21 protein-coding genes are annotated in these 16441 nt (G+C 40.5%); 19 read left to right on the top strand and 2 right to left on the bottom strand.

What is annotated here, in order from left to right; all coding sequences use genetic code 11:
- Nucleotides 1–33: 33 nt before the first annotated feature.
- Complete coding sequence (locus KHQ79_RS06305; RefSeq protein WP_225514450.1) at nt 34–1188, bottom strand: LCP family protein; 1155 nt, start codon at nt 1186–1188, stop codon at nt 34–36.
- The gene (locus KHQ79_RS06310; protein ID WP_225514452.1) at nt 1188–1841 is read right to left on the bottom strand and encodes a YigZ family protein; all 654 of its coding nucleotides are present in this window, start codon (nt 1839–1841) and stop codon (nt 1188–1190) included. The genes KHQ79_RS06305 and KHQ79_RS06310 overlap by 1 nt, the downstream gene beginning before the upstream one ends.
- A gap of 217 nt (nt 1842–2058) precedes the next feature.
- Between KHQ79_RS06310 and degS the strand changes: the two genes are divergently transcribed.
- The 19 genes from degS to fliT all read left to right on the top strand — a co-directional run bounded on the left by degS (nt 2059) and on the right by fliT (nt 16439).
- Nucleotides 2059–3216 carry a two-component sensor histidine kinase DegS gene (gene degS / locus KHQ79_RS06315; RefSeq protein ID WP_003235467.1) on the top strand — a complete coding sequence of 386 codons (1158 nt, stop codon included), beginning with the start codon at nt 2059–2061 and terminating at the stop codon, nt 3214–3216.
- Between the two features lie 82 nt (nt 3217–3298).
- Nucleotides 3299–3988: a two-component system response regulator DegU gene (degU, locus tag KHQ79_RS06320; protein ID WP_003219701.1), complete on the top strand. Its 690-nt coding sequence runs from the start codon at nt 3299–3301 to the stop codon at nt 3986–3988.
- A 97-nt stretch (nt 3989–4085) separates the two neighbouring features.
- Nucleotides 4086–4931, top strand: coding sequence for a DegV family protein (locus KHQ79_RS06325; RefSeq protein ID WP_225514454.1), 846 nt, complete (start codon nt 4086–4088; stop codon nt 4929–4931).
- 107 nt (nt 4932–5038) lie between these two features.
- Nucleotides 5039–6421, top strand: coding sequence for an ATP-dependent helicase ComFA (gene comFA / locus KHQ79_RS06330; RefSeq protein ID WP_225514853.1), 1383 nt, complete (start codon nt 5039–5041; stop codon nt 6419–6421).
- A gap of 68 nt (nt 6422–6489) precedes the next feature.
- Nucleotides 6490–6786: a late competence protein ComFB gene (gene comFB, locus KHQ79_RS06335; RefSeq protein ID WP_225514456.1), complete on the top strand. Its 297-nt coding sequence runs from the start codon at nt 6490–6492 to the stop codon at nt 6784–6786.
- Nucleotides 6750–7472, top strand: coding sequence for a ComF family protein (locus KHQ79_RS06340; RefSeq protein ID WP_225514458.1), 723 nt, complete (start codon nt 6750–6752; stop codon nt 7470–7472). The genes comFB and KHQ79_RS06340 overlap by 37 nt, the downstream gene beginning before the upstream one ends.
- Nucleotides 7473–7544: 72 nt before the next feature.
- Complete coding sequence (locus KHQ79_RS06345) at nt 7545–7964, top strand: TIGR03826 family flagellar region protein (protein ID WP_003235455.1); 420 nt, start codon at nt 7545–7547, stop codon at nt 7962–7964.
- A gap of 79 nt (nt 7965–8043) precedes the next feature.
- Complete coding sequence (gene flgM / locus KHQ79_RS06350) at nt 8044–8310, top strand: flagellar biosynthesis anti-sigma factor FlgM (RefSeq protein ID WP_003235453.1); 267 nt, start codon at nt 8044–8046, stop codon at nt 8308–8310.
- A 15-nt stretch (nt 8311–8325) separates the two neighbouring features.
- On the top strand, nt 8326–8808 hold the full coding sequence (flgN, locus tag KHQ79_RS06355) for a flagellar protein FlgN (protein WP_003235451.1): 483 nt from the start codon (nt 8326–8328) through the stop codon (nt 8806–8808).
- 18 nt (nt 8809–8826) lie between these two features.
- Nucleotides 8827–10344 carry a flagellar hook-associated protein FlgK gene (flgK, locus tag KHQ79_RS06360; protein WP_133485813.1) on the top strand — a complete coding sequence of 506 codons (1518 nt, stop codon included), beginning with the start codon at nt 8827–8829 and terminating at the stop codon, nt 10342–10344.
- Between the two features lie 9 nt (nt 10345–10353).
- Nucleotides 10354–11250, top strand: a complete 897-nt coding sequence (flgL, locus tag KHQ79_RS06365) for a flagellar hook-associated protein FlgL (protein WP_225514460.1) — start codon at nt 10354–10356, stop codon at nt 11248–11250.
- A gap of 46 nt (nt 11251–11296) precedes the next feature.
- Nucleotides 11297–11860, top strand: coding sequence for a DUF6470 family protein (locus KHQ79_RS06370; protein WP_225514461.1), 564 nt, complete (start codon nt 11297–11299; stop codon nt 11858–11860).
- Between the two features lie 32 nt (nt 11861–11892).
- Nucleotides 11893–12324 (top strand): flagellar assembly protein FliW, encoded by a 432-nt coding sequence (gene fliW / locus KHQ79_RS06375; RefSeq protein ID WP_014115344.1) that lies wholly within the window; start codon nt 11893–11895, stop codon nt 12322–12324.
- Entirely contained in the window at nt 12318–12542 is a 225-nt protein-coding gene (gene csrA / locus KHQ79_RS06380; protein ID WP_003235443.1) for a carbon storage regulator CsrA, read from the top strand. Before fliW ends, csrA begins: the two co-directional genes overlap by 7 nt.
- A 143-nt stretch (nt 12543–12685) precedes the next feature.
- On the top strand, nt 12686–13600 hold the full coding sequence (hag, locus tag KHQ79_RS06385; protein WP_225514463.1) for a flagellin Hag: 915 nt from the start codon (nt 12686–12688) through the stop codon (nt 13598–13600).
- Between the two features lie 234 nt (nt 13601–13834).
- Nucleotides 13835–14164: a flagellar protein FlaG gene (gene flaG, locus KHQ79_RS06390; protein WP_225514465.1), complete on the top strand. Its 330-nt coding sequence runs from the start codon at nt 13835–13837 to the stop codon at nt 14162–14164.
- 17 nt (nt 14165–14181) lie between these two features.
- Nucleotides 14182–15678: a flagellar hook-associated protein 2 gene (locus tag KHQ79_RS06395; RefSeq protein WP_225514467.1), complete on the top strand. Its 1497-nt coding sequence runs from the start codon at nt 14182–14184 to the stop codon at nt 15676–15678.
- A 21-nt stretch (nt 15679–15699) separates the two neighbouring features.
- Entirely contained in the window at nt 15700–16101 is a 402-nt protein-coding gene (fliS, locus tag KHQ79_RS06400) for a flagellar export chaperone FliS (protein WP_019259599.1), read from the top strand.
- Nucleotides 16098–16439 (top strand): flagellar protein FliT, encoded by a 342-nt coding sequence (fliT, locus tag KHQ79_RS06405; protein WP_003235438.1) that lies wholly within the window; start codon nt 16098–16100, stop codon nt 16437–16439. Before fliS ends, fliT begins: the two co-directional genes overlap by 4 nt.
- Nucleotides 16440–16441 lie beyond the last annotated feature (2 nt).

Consider the following 16441-nt stretch of genomic DNA (forward strand, 5'->3'; position numbering starts at 1 on the left):
AAAAGCCCGATCCTTTAAAGGACCGGGCTTTTTTTAATAGGATGAATCAGTTGTTGAATTCGTTGTACTGTTTGAGCTTGTGTTGTCATTCGAATAGCTGCTTCCGCTCGTCGTACTGTCTGTTGTGCTGTCTTCCGTGCCAGTGCCGTATGTTGAACTTCCGGTACCGGAAGTGTCAGTGCTGCTTGTATCTGGAGTATAATCTAAATGCTCTTGGAGCGTTTTTCTGACTTTTTCCAGATTTGTGGCATCCGGTTCAAAATAATACGTGTTGCTAGGCCCTAAATACAAATCAGATCCTGTAATGCTCAAAGTGTCGATTTTCTTGCTGGTAAAGCCGCTGTAAATCTGCTGCAGCGCTAAACCTTCAGTAATGCGAATATTGGTTTCAACGTTCTCGCTGGCTTTTTCTGCGATTTTATCAATCTTAGCAATGTTGCTTGCACTTGACATTCGGTCAATCAGTGCATTTAAAATTTGTTTCTGTCTGTCATTACGGCCGAAGTCTCCGCGTTTATCCTGTTTTCTCATACGGGCATACGCCAAGGCTTCTTCGCCGTTTAAGTGCATCTCGCCTTTTTTGAAGTAGATCCGTTTGCTTTCGTCTACGTCACTTTTTTCATCGAAATCGAAAGGCACATTTACATCAATACCGCCAACTTCATTAATTACATCTTTAAATCCGTCAAAATCAACTGTGACATATTTATCGATCGGGATTTGCAAGAAGTTTTCAACGGTTTCAACTGTCTCATCTTTTCCGCCTTTGCTGTAAGCGGCATTAATCTTTGTTTTGCTTCCGGTTGTGTCACTGGCTAATTGCACCCGTGTATCACGCGGAATGCTCAGCATTTTCATGGTTTTATTTTTGGGATCAAGGGTAACTACAATAAGAGAGTCTGATCTCCCTTTTTGTCCTTTGGTCGCGTAATCCTCTATTCCCATAAATAAAATAGAAAACGGTTTTTTCTTCATATCTACAACTTCGCTGCGAAGATTTGATTTATTTCCGCGGGAAAGAGCATCGTATGAATCATCCGCAGCGCTAATGGTTTTATAAAGTTTATATCCTCCAAGCCCAACGACTACCAATAATGCAAGGGCGAACAATAACACAATTCTTTTTAAGATTTTCCTGCGTTTGCTCTTTTTCTTTTTTCGCACACGCACTCTAACGCGTTCAGCCATTATTCAGTCTCCTTTATGTGATTGACGGCTTTTTCAAGATACGTCAACTCTCCCTCTTTAATATCACTTTTTCCATTTGTCAGTTCTGTCATCCACTCAGAAAATGCGTTTGTATCTTTTTCTTCCACGTATGTTTCGAATTCAACATTTTCCGCATAATGGATTTCCTTTAACAGAAATTGTGATTCTCTTAATTCATTTTCAATTTTGCCAAGCCAAGTGTAATCTGCGGAAGTATGCATGACCCGCATAAGTTTCCGTTCTACAACACCTATATGATTTAATCCTTCAGACACTGATTTCCCATAAGCGCGAATTAATCCGCCGGCACCAAGTTTAATGCCTCCGAAGTATCGTGTAACGACGGCGCAAGTGTCCTTAAGTCCGCGTTTTTTTAATACCTCGAGCATCGGCACTCCCGCTGTACCGCTTGGTTCTCCATCATCATTGGCTTTTTGGATATGATCGTTCTCGCCAATTACGTAAGCCGAGCAATTATGAGTCGCATTCCAGTGCTGTTTCTTTATTTTCTGTATAAATTCCTGTGCCTCTTGTTCGGTAGAAACACGGCTTAAATGACAGATAAAACGCGATTTTTCTATAACAATCTCGTGTTCTCCTGCTTCTTTCACAGTAAAATAGCTGTGCAGCATGCTTGCTGACCCTCCTGCTAAGCATAAAAGACTGTCTATACAAATTCGTACAGTCTTTAGAATTTTTGTGCGTATTTTGTTATCATAAAGAGTAAGAAGGTATATAAAATTGTTTTTTTCTAGAATATACGCATTCTTTCATTATAATTCGACACAATTTGCAGATCAATTACATTTATAATAAAAATATATGACAACGCCGTGACGGAGGGAAATTATGAATAAAACAAAGATGGATTCCAAAGTGCTGGATTCTATTCTGATGAAGATGCTGAAAACCGTTGACGGGAGCAAGGACGAGGTTTTTCAAATCGGGGAGCAGTCACGCCAGCAGTATGAACAGCTGGTTGAAGAACTGAAACAAATTAAACAGCAGGTGTATGAAGTTATCGAGCTTGGCGATAAACTTGAAGTGCAAACCCGCCATGCGAGAAACCGTTTATCTGAGGTCAGCCGCAATTTTCATAGATTCAGTGAAGAAGAAATCCGCAATGCTTACGAAAAAGCCCATAAGCTGCAGGTAGAATTGACGATGATCCAGCAGCGTGAGAAGCAACTGCGAGAACGCCGGGATGATTTAGAACGCAGATTGTTAGGCCTTCAGGAAATCATTGAGCGGTCTGAATCATTAGTAAGCCAAATTACAGTTGTGCTCAACTACTTGAATCAGGATTTGCGCGAGGTGGGACTGCTGCTTGCTGATGCTCAGGCAAAACAGGATTTCGGCTTAAGAATTATTGAGGCGCAGGAAGAAGAGCGAAAAAGAGTCTCCAGAGAAATTCATGACGGGCCTGCTCAAATGCTGGCAAATGTTATGATGAGATCGGAATTAATTGAGCGGATTTTCCGTGACCGGGGTGCTGAGGACGGATTCCAAGAAATTAAAAATCTCCGTCAAAATGTGCGGAATGCCCTTTACGAAGTGAGAAGGATTATATATGATTTAAGACCGATGGCCCTTGATGACCTAGGCCTAATTCCAACTTTAAGAAAATATCTATATACAACCGAGGAATATAACGGGAAGGTCAAAATACATTTTCAATGCATTGGTGAAACAGAGGATAAGCGCCTAGCGCCCCAGTTTGAAGTTGCGCTCTTCAGGCTCGCACAGGAAGCTGTGTCTAATGCGCTAAAGCATTCTGAATCTGAAGAAATTACAGTCAAAGTTGAGATCACAAAGGATTTTGTGATTTTAATGATTAAAGATAACGGCAAAGGGTTCGACCTGAAGGAAGCGAAAGAGAAGAAAAACAAATCATTCGGTTTGCTGGGCATGAAAGAAAGAGTAGATTTATTGGAAGGAACCATGACAATAGATTCGAAAATAGGTCTTGGGACATTTATTATGATTAAGGTTCCGTTATCTCTTTGACTATGATTTGTAAAATAGAGCCAAAAGGCATATTGACTGAATGATAGAGTATATAGAACAATAATACAAGGAGGCGTGGCTTGTGACTAAAGTAAACATTGTTATTATCGACGACCATCAGTTATTTCGTGAAGGTGTAAAACGGATATTGGATTTTGAACCTACCTTTGAAGTGGTAGCCGAAGGTGACGACGGAGACGAAGCGGCTCGTATTGTAGAGCACTATCATCCTGATGTTGTGATCATGGATATCAATATGCCAAACGTAAATGGCGTGGAAGCTACAAAACAGCTTGTAGAGCTGTATCCTGAATCTAAAGTAATTATTCTATCAATTCACGATGACGAAAATTATGTAACACATGCCCTGAAAACAGGCGCAAGAGGTTATCTGCTGAAAGAGATGGATGCTGATACATTGATTGAAGCGGTTAAAGTAGTTGCCGAGGGCGGTTCTTACCTTCATCCGAAGGTTACTCACAACCTCGTTAACGAATTCCGCCGTCTTGCAACAAGCGGAGTTTCTGCACATCCTCAGCATGAGGTTTACCCTGAAATCCGCAGACCATTACATATTTTAACTAGGCGGGAATGTGAAGTGCTGCAGATGCTTGCAGACGGAAAAAGCAACCGCGGTATTGGTGAATCATTGTTTATCAGTGAGAAAACCGTGAAAAACCATGTGAGCAATATCTTACAAAAAATGAATGTAAACGACCGGACGCAAGCTGTTGTGGTCGCCATTAAAAATGGCTGGGTAGAAATGAGATAGTATAAAATGAGACTTGCCTTTTACTAGGCAGGTCTTTTTTTAGGTCGCTGTTTCCCTTACAATAGAGTTATAAAGCAATAAGGCAGGTATCGAAGCTATGAATATTGCAGTAGTAACAGACAGCACAGCATATATTCCGAAAGAAATGCGTGAACAACATCAGATACATATGATCCCCCTTCAGGTTGTTTTTGGGGAAGAAACTTACCGTGAAGAAATCGAACTGGACTGGAAAAGCTTTTACGAAGAAGTTAAAAAACATAATGAGCTTCCGACGACTTCTCAGCCGCCAATCGGCGAGCTGGTTGCTTTGTATGAAGAGCTTGGCGAGACTTATGATGCGGTCATCAGTATCCATCTTTCCAGCGGAATCAGCGGTACGTTCAGCAGTGCAGCAACGGCTGACACTATGGTCGACAATATTGACGTGTATCCATTTGACTCAGAGATCAGCTGTTTGGCTCAAGGCTTTTATGCTCTTAAGGCTGCTGAATTAATCAAAAATGGAGCATCATCGCCGGAAGATATTATAAAAGAACTGGAAGAAATGAAAAAAACAGTTCGGGCGTATTTTATGGTAGATGATTTAGCCCACCTTCAGCGGGGCGGACGATTAAGCAGCGCCCAAGCCTTCATTGGGAGTCTTCTAAAGGTAAAGCCTATTCTTTATTTTGACAATAAGGTAATTGTGCCTTTTGAGAAGATTCGCACACGTAAAAAAGCAATTTCGCGAATTTATGAGCTTTTAGACGAAGATGCGAGTAAAGGATTGCCTATGCGTGCTGCTGTTATCCACGCTAATCGAGAAGAAGAAGCAGCGAAAATCATTGAAGAACTTTCTGCTAAATATCCTCATGTTGAATTTTATAACAGCTATTTTGGCGCGGTAATCGGCACTCATTTGGGTGAGGGCGCGCTAGGAATTTGCTGGTGTTTTAAATAACGCAAAATCTCCGTTTTAGCAGCGGAGATTTTTTTATATTCTTATTTTGATTGCTGGACAGAAAATATTCATTCAGGCATACTGTCTCGAAAGGAGGCGGTGCTATGCTGATTGTGCCAGCTGAAAAGAACATTTCTTTCTCAAAAGAATTGCAGCAGACGCTTCAAAGCCGTCAGTTGCTCAGAACTGAACTCCCATTTTCCGATGAGATGATTGAATGGCATATCAAAAATGGCTATATCGCCGCTCAAAACTCTATATCCGTAAATAAACGGGGGTATAGGTGTAATAGGTGCGGCCAAAATGGCCAGCGGTATTTTTCTTTTTATCATTCATCTGGAAAGAATCAGCTGTATTGCCGTTCTTGTGTCATGATGGGCAGAGTGAGTGAAGATGTTCCTTTATATTCATGGATAGAGGAAGATGAGCCCAATTGGCAGCCTATCAAGCTTACGTGGAATGGCCAGCTCTCAAGCGGACAGCAAAAAGCTGCCAATGTCTTAATTGAGGCCATATCAAAAAAAGAAGAGCTCCTCATCTGGGCGGTTTGCGGTGCTGGCAAAACAGAGATGCTATTCCCCGGTATAGAATCCGCGTTAAATCAAGGACTGCGTGTTTGTATTGCGACACCCCGCACCGATGTTGTATTAGAGCTAGCTCCGAGACTCAAGGCTGCCTTTCAGGGTGCTGGCATTTCAGCGCTTTATGGAGGAAGCGAGGACAAAGGGCGGTTATCTCCGCTTATGATTTCCACTACACATCAACTCTTGCGATATAAAGACGCATTCGACGTCATGATCGTTGATGAAGTTGATGCTTTTCCGTATTCTGCTGATCAAACTCTTCAATTCGCTGTTCAAAAAGCAAGAAAGAAAAACAGCACTCTTGTTTACCTAAGTGCAACACCCCCTAAAGAATTAAAAAGAAAAACACTGAACGGACAGCTACACTCAGTTCGGATTCCAGCAAGACACCACAAAAAACCTTTGCCAGAACCGCGCTTTGTATGGTGCGGAAACTGGAAAAAGAAATTAAATCGAAACAAAGTTCCGTCAGCAGTAAAGAGATGGATAGCGTTTCATGTGAAAGAGGGGAGGCCTGTTTTTTTATTTGTTCCCTCCGTTTCTGTTCTGAAAAAGGCAGCTGCATGCTTTAAAGATGTTAATTGCAGAATTGCGTCTGTACATGCGGAAGATAAGCAAAGAAAAGAGAAAGTACAGCAATTCAGAGACGGCCAGCTTGATCTCTTACTCACAACAACAATACTAGAAAGAGGCGTCACGGTCCCAAAGGTGCAGACAGGTGTATTAGGGGCAGAATCACCTATCTTTACGGAAAGCGCACTTGTTCAAATTGCAGGAAGAACCGGGCGGCATAAAGAGCATGCGGATGGTGATGTCATTTTCTTTCACTACGGAAAAACAAAGAGTATGCTGGATGCAAGAAGGCATATAAAAGAAATGAATGACTTGGCAGCAAAAAATGAATGAACAGACTAGCCATTATTTGAAAACATGGTACAGTATACTCATATAACCGATGATGAGGAGCTGTAAAAATGCTTGTCAATTCAAAAGAAATCGTAATGAAAGAACTGCTCGACCGATATATGGACCAGCTTCATATGACTTGCACTTGCCAAGTATGTAAAAACGATGTATTGGCACTTTCTTTAAACAAAGTAAAGCCATCCTATGTCACTGATCTTAAAAAGATCGCATATACGAAAGCTGAGCTGGTAGATAAACAAAAAAACACGGCTATGCTTGTAATTTTGGCTGAATCTGCTGCTGTGGTATCAGAGAGTCCAAGCGATTTATGCCAAACGAAGCAGGAGGAGGTAATCATAAACTGATCTGTCTATTGTGCGATTCACAATTTTCTCAAGCTGTTACATGGAGCGCCCTTTTTTTATTAAAGCCGGACGAAAAGGTCTGTCATTCCTGCAGAAGCAAATTTAAGAAAATCACAGGACAAATCTGCACCTTGTGCGGCAGACCTCAATCCGTTCATTCGGTATGCAGAGATTGCGAGGTGTGGAAATCAAGGGTCAGTGACAGTTTGCTGCTCCGCCAAAACCGTTCAGTTTACACATATAATGAAATGATGAAAGAAACGCTCTCCCGTTTTAAATTTAGAGGAGATGCAGAAATCATAAATGCATTTAAAAGCGATTTTTCTTCAACCTTCTCAGAGGTTTACCCCGATAAGCATTTTGTTCTCGTTCCTATTCCGCTGAGCAAGGAACGGGAAGAAGAGCGTGGATTTAACCAGGCGCAGCTCCTGGCAGAATGCTTAGACCGTCCTATCCACCATCCCCTCATCCGCCTCAATAATGAGAAACAGTCTAAGAAAAAGAAAACAGAACGCCTGCTTTCGGAGCGTATTTTTGATACAAAAAACAACTCAGCCGAAGGTATGAATATCATTTTAATAGACGATCTTTATACAACAGGCGCCACTTTGAATTTTGCAGCCCGCTGTTTATTAGAGAAAGGAAAAGCCCGTTCAGTGGCATCTTTTACCTTGATCAGAAGCTAAATGATTCTGTTTTTATGCCGATATAATCACTAGAAATTAACACAGGCATATTATCGAATAAGGAGAAAAAAGATGGGAGAACTGGCGAATTGTCCGAAATGCAATGCTTTATTTTTAAAAACAAAGCTGCAAACCGTATGTCAGGCGTGTATTAAGGAAGAAGAAAAATCATTTGAGATTGTATATAAGTTTTTAAGGAAACAGGAAAACCGGCAATCAACTTTGAGCCGCATAACCGAGGAAACAGGTGTAGAAGAAGAGCTGATATTGAAATTCATCAGGCAAAAACGCATTCAAATCACTCATCTTCCCAATTTGGCATACCCTTGTGAAAGGTGCGGGACATCGATTCGGGAAGGCAAGTTCTGCAAGGCTTGTCAGTCCGATTTAAAGGCTCAAATGGATCATTTGGACCACGAGGACGCACTGAAAACAGAGAGAGAAAATAGTAAAAAAGACACATACTATGCCTATAATACCAAAAACAATTGATTCCCTAAACTAACTGAAAACGCAGTCGATAAAAGGGTTAGATTGTTTAAAGACTGCAACGGAAAGCGAGAGGAATCCTATGAAAATCAATCAATTTGGAACACAATCCGTTAATCCATACCAAAAAAATTATGAAAAGCAAGCGGTGCAAAAAACTGCTGCACAGCCTCAAGATAAAATTGAAATTTCATCACAGGCTAAAGAAATGCAAAATGCATCCGACGCAGTCACTGGTTCACGCCAGGAAAAAATTGCGCAGCTTAAAGCGCAAATTGAAAACGGGTCATACAAAGTAGACGCAAATCATGTAGCGAAAAATATGATTAATTTTTATAAAAAGCAATAAAAAAGGAGAAAGCCCATGTCAGCAAAGCCAATTATTGAACAATTGAAGCGACTTTGCGTTCTGCATGAGCACCTGCTCACGCTGTCTGAGGAAAAGACGGAAGCGCTCAAAGGCGGCAAAACAAAAGAGCTTTCTAACATTTTGACAAAAGAGCAAAAATATATTCAAGCTATCGGGCAGACAGAAGATGACCGTATCAAAGCAACTTCTGCCTTTCTCGGATACAGCGAAAATAACACCATTTCCGCATGTATCGCCAAAACCTCTGGCAGTGAAAAGGAAGAGCTGGAACAACTATATGAATCTCTTTCTAAAGTTCTCGGACGACTGAAAGAAGTGAATGAGATGAATAGGCAGCTGACGAGAGACGCGCTGCAATTCATCTCTATTTCATACGATACGCTGGTTCCTAAGGAAAACAACTTCAATTATAGCAAATCAATTAAAGCTGAGCTTCCGAAGAGCAGCCGAATGAAACTATTTGATTCAAAAGCTTAGCAGAAAGGAATTCAGAATATGACATCTACCTTTATGGGGCTTGAAACTGCAAGGCGGGCGTTAAGCGCTCAGCAGGCAGCGTTAAGCACTACTGCAAATAACGTGGCAAATGCCAATACTGATGGTTATACAAGACAGCGAGTCTCATTGGAAGCAACCGACTATTTCCCTGCTGTATCCAAAAACGCAGAAAAAACCGCAGGACAAATGGGAACCGGTGTTCAAGGGAAGTCAGTTGAGAGAATAAGAGATATCTTTCTTGACTACCAATACCGTCTTCAAAACAACAGTGCCGGATACTACGACACGAAAGCTAAAGCTCTGTCCCAAATGGAAGGCATCTTAAATGAGACGGATGACAGCGGCTTAAACAGTGTGCTCAATTCGTTTTGGAATTCCCTGCAGGAATTATCGAATAATACAAACGAAGACAGCGCGCGTTCTGTTGTTGCTCAAAAAGGGAAAGCTGTAGCAGAAACGTTTAATTATATTTCTGAATCACTTACAAATGTTCAATCGAACTTAAAAGCAGAGCTAGATACGACTGTGTTGGATGTCAATTCTCTGCTTTCTCAATTAAACAGTTTAAATAAACAAATTGCACAAGTAGAACCGGTCGGGCTTCTTCCGAATGGTTTATATGATCAGCGAGATTTGCTGATAGATAAATTATCCTCAATGGTTGATATCAAGGTCAGCTACAACAAATCAGGCGGGAATGCGCTTGCTTCTGCTGAAGGGACTGTTTCCATTGAAATCCTTGATAAGAATAAACAGTCTCTGGGAACTGTTTTGGACGGTAAAAATTACGAGGTTTCAGAACTTGCAGCCAACTATGATAATGAAACTGGGTTAGTATCAAGTATTTCAATCGGAGACACTGCTGTACAGGCTGAGTCATTCAGCAGTAAGGGATCCCTTTTAGGATTTATAGAGTCTTACGGGTATGTAACAGCAGACGGCCAAGAAAAGGGCATATACCCGGACATGCTTTCTGACCTTGATAATATGGCGCTTGAATTCGCAAAAGCTTTTAATGAGGTGCACAGAAATGGTTTGACCAAGAGCGGAGAACAAGGCGGGGACTTTTTTGATTTTACCAACGGTGAAACTGCAAAAGGAGCAGCAGGCAAGATTAAAGTTGCTGACAGCATATTAGATTCAAAAGGCGCAAACATTGCTTTCTCACTGACTGGCGCAGCCAACGATAATTCAAATGCAACAAATTTAGCGAATGTTTTAACCGGTGATATAACCATTAATGGTAAAAAAACAAGTGTGTTAGATTACTATGCAGGGCTGATTGGCGAGCTTGGAATTAAAGCACAAGAAGCTAATCGCCTGGCGTCTAATACAGAAACACAGCTTAATGACGCTGACATAAACCGTCAGCAAATGAGCGCAGTTTCTTTAGACGAAGAAATGACGAATATGATTCAATTCCAACACGCATACAATGCTGCTGCGAGAATGGTCACTTTACAAGACGAAATACTCGATAAAGTAATCAATGGCATGGGTGTCGGAGGAAGGTAGGTAGATCAAATGAGAGTAACACAAGGCATGATTCAGCAAAACTCATTGAGATATATCGGTTCAAGCTACTCGAAGCTGGATAAACTTCAATCACAGATTTCATCAGGGAAAAAAATCTCAAAAGCGTCCGACGATCCTGTAGTAGCAATGAAAAGCTTAAAATATAATACGCAATTGTCTCAAGTGCAGCAATATCAAAATAATGCTTCTCAGGCCTTTACCTGGCTCGAAAACACAGAGACGAACATTACTGAAGGAATTGACATATTAACAAAAGTTAAAGAATTAGCTGTTCAAGCTCAAAATGACACAAATGGTGAAGCGGAGCGGCAAGCAATTGGTGTAGAAGTGAAGCAGTTAAAGGAACAGCTTTTAAATATTGCGAATACACAAGTGAACGGCAGATATATCTTTAATGGCACAAACTCAGACAAGCCTCCCGTTACAGATAACGGAGACGGAACTTTTACAATCTCTGATACTGCTGATGTCATTGTCAATATCTCTAATAATATGACATTAAAAGTGAATTCAGATCCAAAGTCAGCTTTTGGGGGCACTTCTGAAAGCGGACAGAATGTGTTTGAAATGCTTGACTCATTTGAGAAAGCACTTAGTTCAGGTTCACTAGATGGCATGGATAGCGTTTTAAATGATATTGAACAATTTTCTGAGGGCATGAGTGCTGAACGTTCTGATCTTGGAGCGAGGTATAATCGTCTTGAACTGATTAATACAAGACTCTCAGCTCAGGAAGAAACAGCTACAAAAGTGTTATCAGACAATGAAGATGTAGAACTGGAAGAAGTAATAACTGAATTTATTGCGCAGCAAAGCGTGCATAGGGCTACTCTGGCTGTAAATGCGCAAATTGTTCAGCCTACATTGATTGACTTTTTAAAGTAAGCGGCTCTCAGGAGTTCGCTTTTTTTATAGTTTAGGAGGTAGAGTGATGCAAATTCCCAGATTGATTATGCATAGTGTTCAAGGGAAAATTGGTTTAACAACGACGCCTGCCAGCTTAAAAATGGAGCAGCCGCAAGCCGATTTAGATATCGAACAGCCAAGCGCGGAAATGGAAATATCGGTGACACCTGGAAAACTCACGATTGACCAAACGCAAGCATGGGAAGAATTAGACAGAAAACATATATTCAAAAGAATCGAAGAAGCCGCCCAGCAAGGACATGAGGATGTCATGGAGGGAATAGCCCGTACTGCAGAAGAAGGGGACGAGCTTATGAGAATTGAAAATAAGGGGAACCCAATCGCTTCACAAGCAAAGAGGAACTCTGAGATGCACCAAATTCAATTAGGCGAAAATTATGCTCCTTCTCTTTCAAGGGTGAAAATACAATATACCCCGTCACAGCTTGATATTCAGATTACGCCGCAAAAGCCTGTTATTCAGGCTGAACCGCATAAACCAATTGTTGAATATACGCCGGGGAACGTTAAGGTTGACATGCTCCAATACCCTGATTTAAATATAGATGTAGAATACCCGAAAGAATAACTCGAAAAGTAAAAAGAAAAGGATCGTGAACAATGATCATTCATACTAAGTACCATGGCCAAATGAACGTAAAAGAAGAACAAATCATTCTTTTTGAAAACGGGATTCCAGGCTTTTTAGAAGAAAAACAGTTCGTCATTCTTCCGCTTTCAGAAGACTCTCCATTCGTGGCACTGCAGTCCGTCACTTCAGAAAATCTTGCGTTCATCGTTGTAAGTCCGTTCATCTTTTTTAAGAATTATGAGTTTGACCTTGATGAATCAACTGCTGAACTTTTGGATATCGATAATATTGAAGACGTAGAAGTCATGACAATCTTGACCATGGCAGAGCCATTCGAAAAATCTACTGCCAATTTATTGGCCCCCATTATTGTGAATCGCAAGAACATGATGGCTAAGCAAGTCGTTTTACACGACTCCTCATATACGACAAAACATCCGATTGGAGGAGAATCATGCTAGTTTTATCGCGGAAAATAAATGAAGCGATTCAAATAGGTGCTGATATTGAAGTAAAAGTGATTGCGGTTGAGGGTGATCAAGTGAAACTTGGAATTGAAGCCCCAAAGCATATTGATATTCACAGAAAAGAAATTTACTTGACCATTCAGGAAGAAAATAACCGTGCAGCAGCGTTATCCAGCGATGTGATCTCCGCATTATCCTCACAAAAAAAGTGAGGATTTTTTTATTTTTGTATTAACAAAATCAGAGACAATCCGATATTAATGATGTAGCCGGGATGAGACGCAAATACTCCGCCAGTTACAAAAAATGTGGCACAAGGACGTGCCTAAAAACATATTCAGGGAGGAACAAAACAATGAGAATTAACCACAATATCGCAGCGCTTAACACACTGAACCGTTTGTCTTCAAACAACAGTGCGAGCCAAAAAAACATGGAGAAACTTTCTTCAGGTCTTCGTATCAACCGTGCGGGAGATGACGCAGCAGGTCTTGCGATCTCTGAAAAAATGAGAGGACAAATCAGAGGTCTTGAAATGGCTTCTAAAAACTCTCAAGACGGAATCTCTCTTATCCAAACAGCTGAGGGTGCATTGACTGAAACTCATGCGATCCTTCAACGTGTTCGTGAACTAGTTGTTCAAGCAGGAAACACTGGTACTCAGGACAAAGCAACTGACTTGCAGTCTATTCAAGATGAAATTTCAGCTTTAACAGATGAAATCGATGGTATTTCAAATCGTACAGAATTCAACGGTAAGAAATTGCTAGATGGCACTTACAAAGTTGACACAGCTACTCCTGCAAATCAAAAGAACTTGGTTTTCCAAATCGGAGCAAATGCTACACAGCAAATCTCTGTAAATATTGAGGATATGGGTGCTGACGCTCTTGGAATTAAAGAAGCTGATGGTTCAATTGCAGCTCTTCATTCTGTTAATGATCTTGATGTAACAAAATTCGCTGATAATGCAGCAGATACAGCTGATATTGGTTTCGATAATCAATTGAAAATTGTTGATGAAGCGATCAACCAAGTTTCTTCTCAGCGTGCTAAGCTTGGTGCGGTACAAAACCGTCTTGAGCACACAATCAACAACTTAAGCGCTTCTGGTGAAAACTTGACAGCTGCTGAGTCTCGTATCCGTGACGTTGACATGGCTAAAGAGATGAGCGAGTTCACAAAGAACAACATTCTTTCTCAAGCTTCTCAAGCTATGCTTGCTCAAGCGAACCAACAGCCACAAAACGTACTTCAATTGTTACGTTAATTTTAAAAAGGACCTTGGCGTTAGCCGGGGTCTTTTATTTTATATTTCTAACTCCAAACCATTCCCCTTGCTGTCACTAACTCATGATATAATAACCGGATTCTCCACTAACTTTTTATAAATGTATTTCCAAACAAGAAATCTAAAACGGATGAGTTTTTTTCCAAAAATATGTGTAATCTTATCTCGACTTAGTCGATATAAACGATAGATTGGGGCATAGGGGATGATCAATTGAACATTGAAAGGCTCACTACGTTACAACCTGTTTGGGATCGTTATGATACTCAAATACATAATCAGAAAGATCATGAGAGTGAGGTTCCTATTCATCAAGTTTCATATACCCATCTTGTTGAAATGGTAGGGGAAATGAACAAGCTTTTGGAACCTTCGCAAGTTCACCTGAAGTTTGAGCTCCATGAAAAGTTAAATGAATACTATGTAAAGGTAATAGAGGACTCTACAAATGAAGTCATCCGCGAAATTCCGCCAAAACGGTGGCTTGATTTTTATGCGGCTATGACTGAATTTATTGGATTATTTGTAGATGAAAAAAAGTAGATTAGGAGTGGTTTGAAATGGTCACGAGAATAACAGGTCTGGCGTCAGGAATGGATATAGATGATATCGTATCAAAGCTGATGCAGACAGAAAGAGTGCCGCTTGATAAATTGACGCAAAAAAAGCAGCTTCTCGAATGGCAACGTGACAGCTATCGTGAAGTAAACTCAAAAATAAAAGAATTGCAAGACTTTATGTCTCAAAATACGCTCACATATCCAAGTGTATATCAGAGTAAAACTGTAACTAGTTCAAACGAGTCTGTTTTGACTGCTACTGGAAGTGTTAGTGCGCCAAACTCTTCCTCTACTGTCGAAGTAGCAAGTTTGGCAACAGCAGCAACATATAAGGCAAACAATTATTCAGGATATACGCAAGGCGATTATAATTTGACATTTAACGTGGTTGCGCCTGGTGAAACAACAGCAAAATCAGTCAAGATCAGTGTGACGAGTGCCGATACGATTGATAATGTGATTTCTAAGATTAACACCTCGGATTTAGGAGTCTCAGCATTTAAAGATAAAATTTTTAATGGTACAGAATATGTAGAAACGATTGCATTTTCTTCTAAAGCAACAGGTGCAGGAGGCAGCATACAGGCAGCGGACACAGCTACGGCTGATTTTATGTCCGGTCAGCTTGGTTTTTCATTAGATGCTGATAATAAGCTCACTGCTTACAAAGAAGGAACGAATGCAAAAGTAACGATTAATGGCTTTGAAATGGAGAAGCTGTCAAACAATTTTACGGTTAATGGTGTGACGTACTCACTAAAAAATACAACAGCAGCAACTGGCCCTGTTACCACATCCGTTGCTACGGATGTTGACGGTATTTATAACAAAATTAAAGAATTTGTAGATAAATATAACACGTTAGTTGATAGTCTAAATGAGAAGCTGAAAGAAACAAAGTACAGGGATTACACTCCGCTGACAAGTGATCAAAAAGAAGCAATGTCTGATAAAGAAGTAGAACTCTGGGAGGAAAAAGCAAAAAGCGGTTTACTTAGAAATGATAGCAGCATAAGCGCCGGGACAAACCAGTTGCGGACTGATTTTTATTCTCAAGTAAATGCGAATGGTGAATCTTATCAGTTGACACAATTTGGTATTACTACTTCAAGCGCTTATCTTAAACGGGGTCATTTAGAAATAGACGAGGATAAACTAAAAGCAAAAATAGCAGAAGATCCGCAAAGTGTTGCCAATTTGTTTACGAGCGGATCGAGCGACAGCAACTATAGTGATAAAGGTATTATGAAACGTATCAGTGAAACGCTGAGAAGCACAGTAAAAAGCATTGAATCAAAAGCCGGTAATTCAACAATGGGAACTAGCGACTATTTAATTGGGAAAAATTTGAATTCTATCAGTACTGAAATCACCGATATGCAGGACAGATTGAATACCATAGAAAACCGCTATTATAAAAAATTCAGTGCAATGGATTCTGCGATTCAAAAGATGAACGAACAAGCGTCCTATTTATCACAGCTTCTTGTACAATAAATGTAATTTGGAGGATGACACATGGCGATCCAAAATCCTTATACGGCCTATCAGCAAAATTCAGTAAATACCGCTACACCCGGTGAACTGACGCTTATGCTGTATAATGGCTGTTTGAAATTTATAAGACTTGCATCTCAGGCGATTGAGAATGATGATATGGAACGTAAAAATGAAAATCTTATTAAAGCGCAAAATATCATTCAAGAATTAAATTTTACGCTTAACCGTAACATAGAGCTTTCCGCTTCCATGGGTGCGATGTACGATTATATGTATCGAAGATTGGTACAGGCAAATATCAAAAATGATACGAGTATGCTGGCTGAGGTTGAAGGTTATGTAACAGATTTTCGCGATGCTTGGAAACAAGCTATGCAAAGTGAACGGAAGGACCGGCACGGATCAGGCGGGATCGCATGAAAAACATAGATCAACTATACACTGAGACGAAGAGTATGCTGTCACACATACAAGATACACCGGAAAGCGATGAACTTTTAAAGCAAATTGAAGACTTTGTTGCTAAACGGTCTGAACTTATTCAGGAGATATCTCTGCCGCTTTCAGAAGAGGAACAAAAGCAGATGAAGCTAGTCCTTACATGGGATCAGCAAATTGTGAAGGAAATGGAGAGACTGAAGCAGTCAATCGCAGCAGAACTCCAGCAGGTAAAAAGAAAACGTGCGATGCATACGACGTATTTAAATCCTTATAACAACATCACGATTGACGGCAGATATTATGACAAGCGTAAATAGGT

Source organism: Bacillus sp. TSO22 (assembly GCF_020223595.1).
GTDB lineage: Bacteria > Bacillota > Bacilli > Bacillales > Bacillaceae > Bacillus > Bacillus inaquosorum.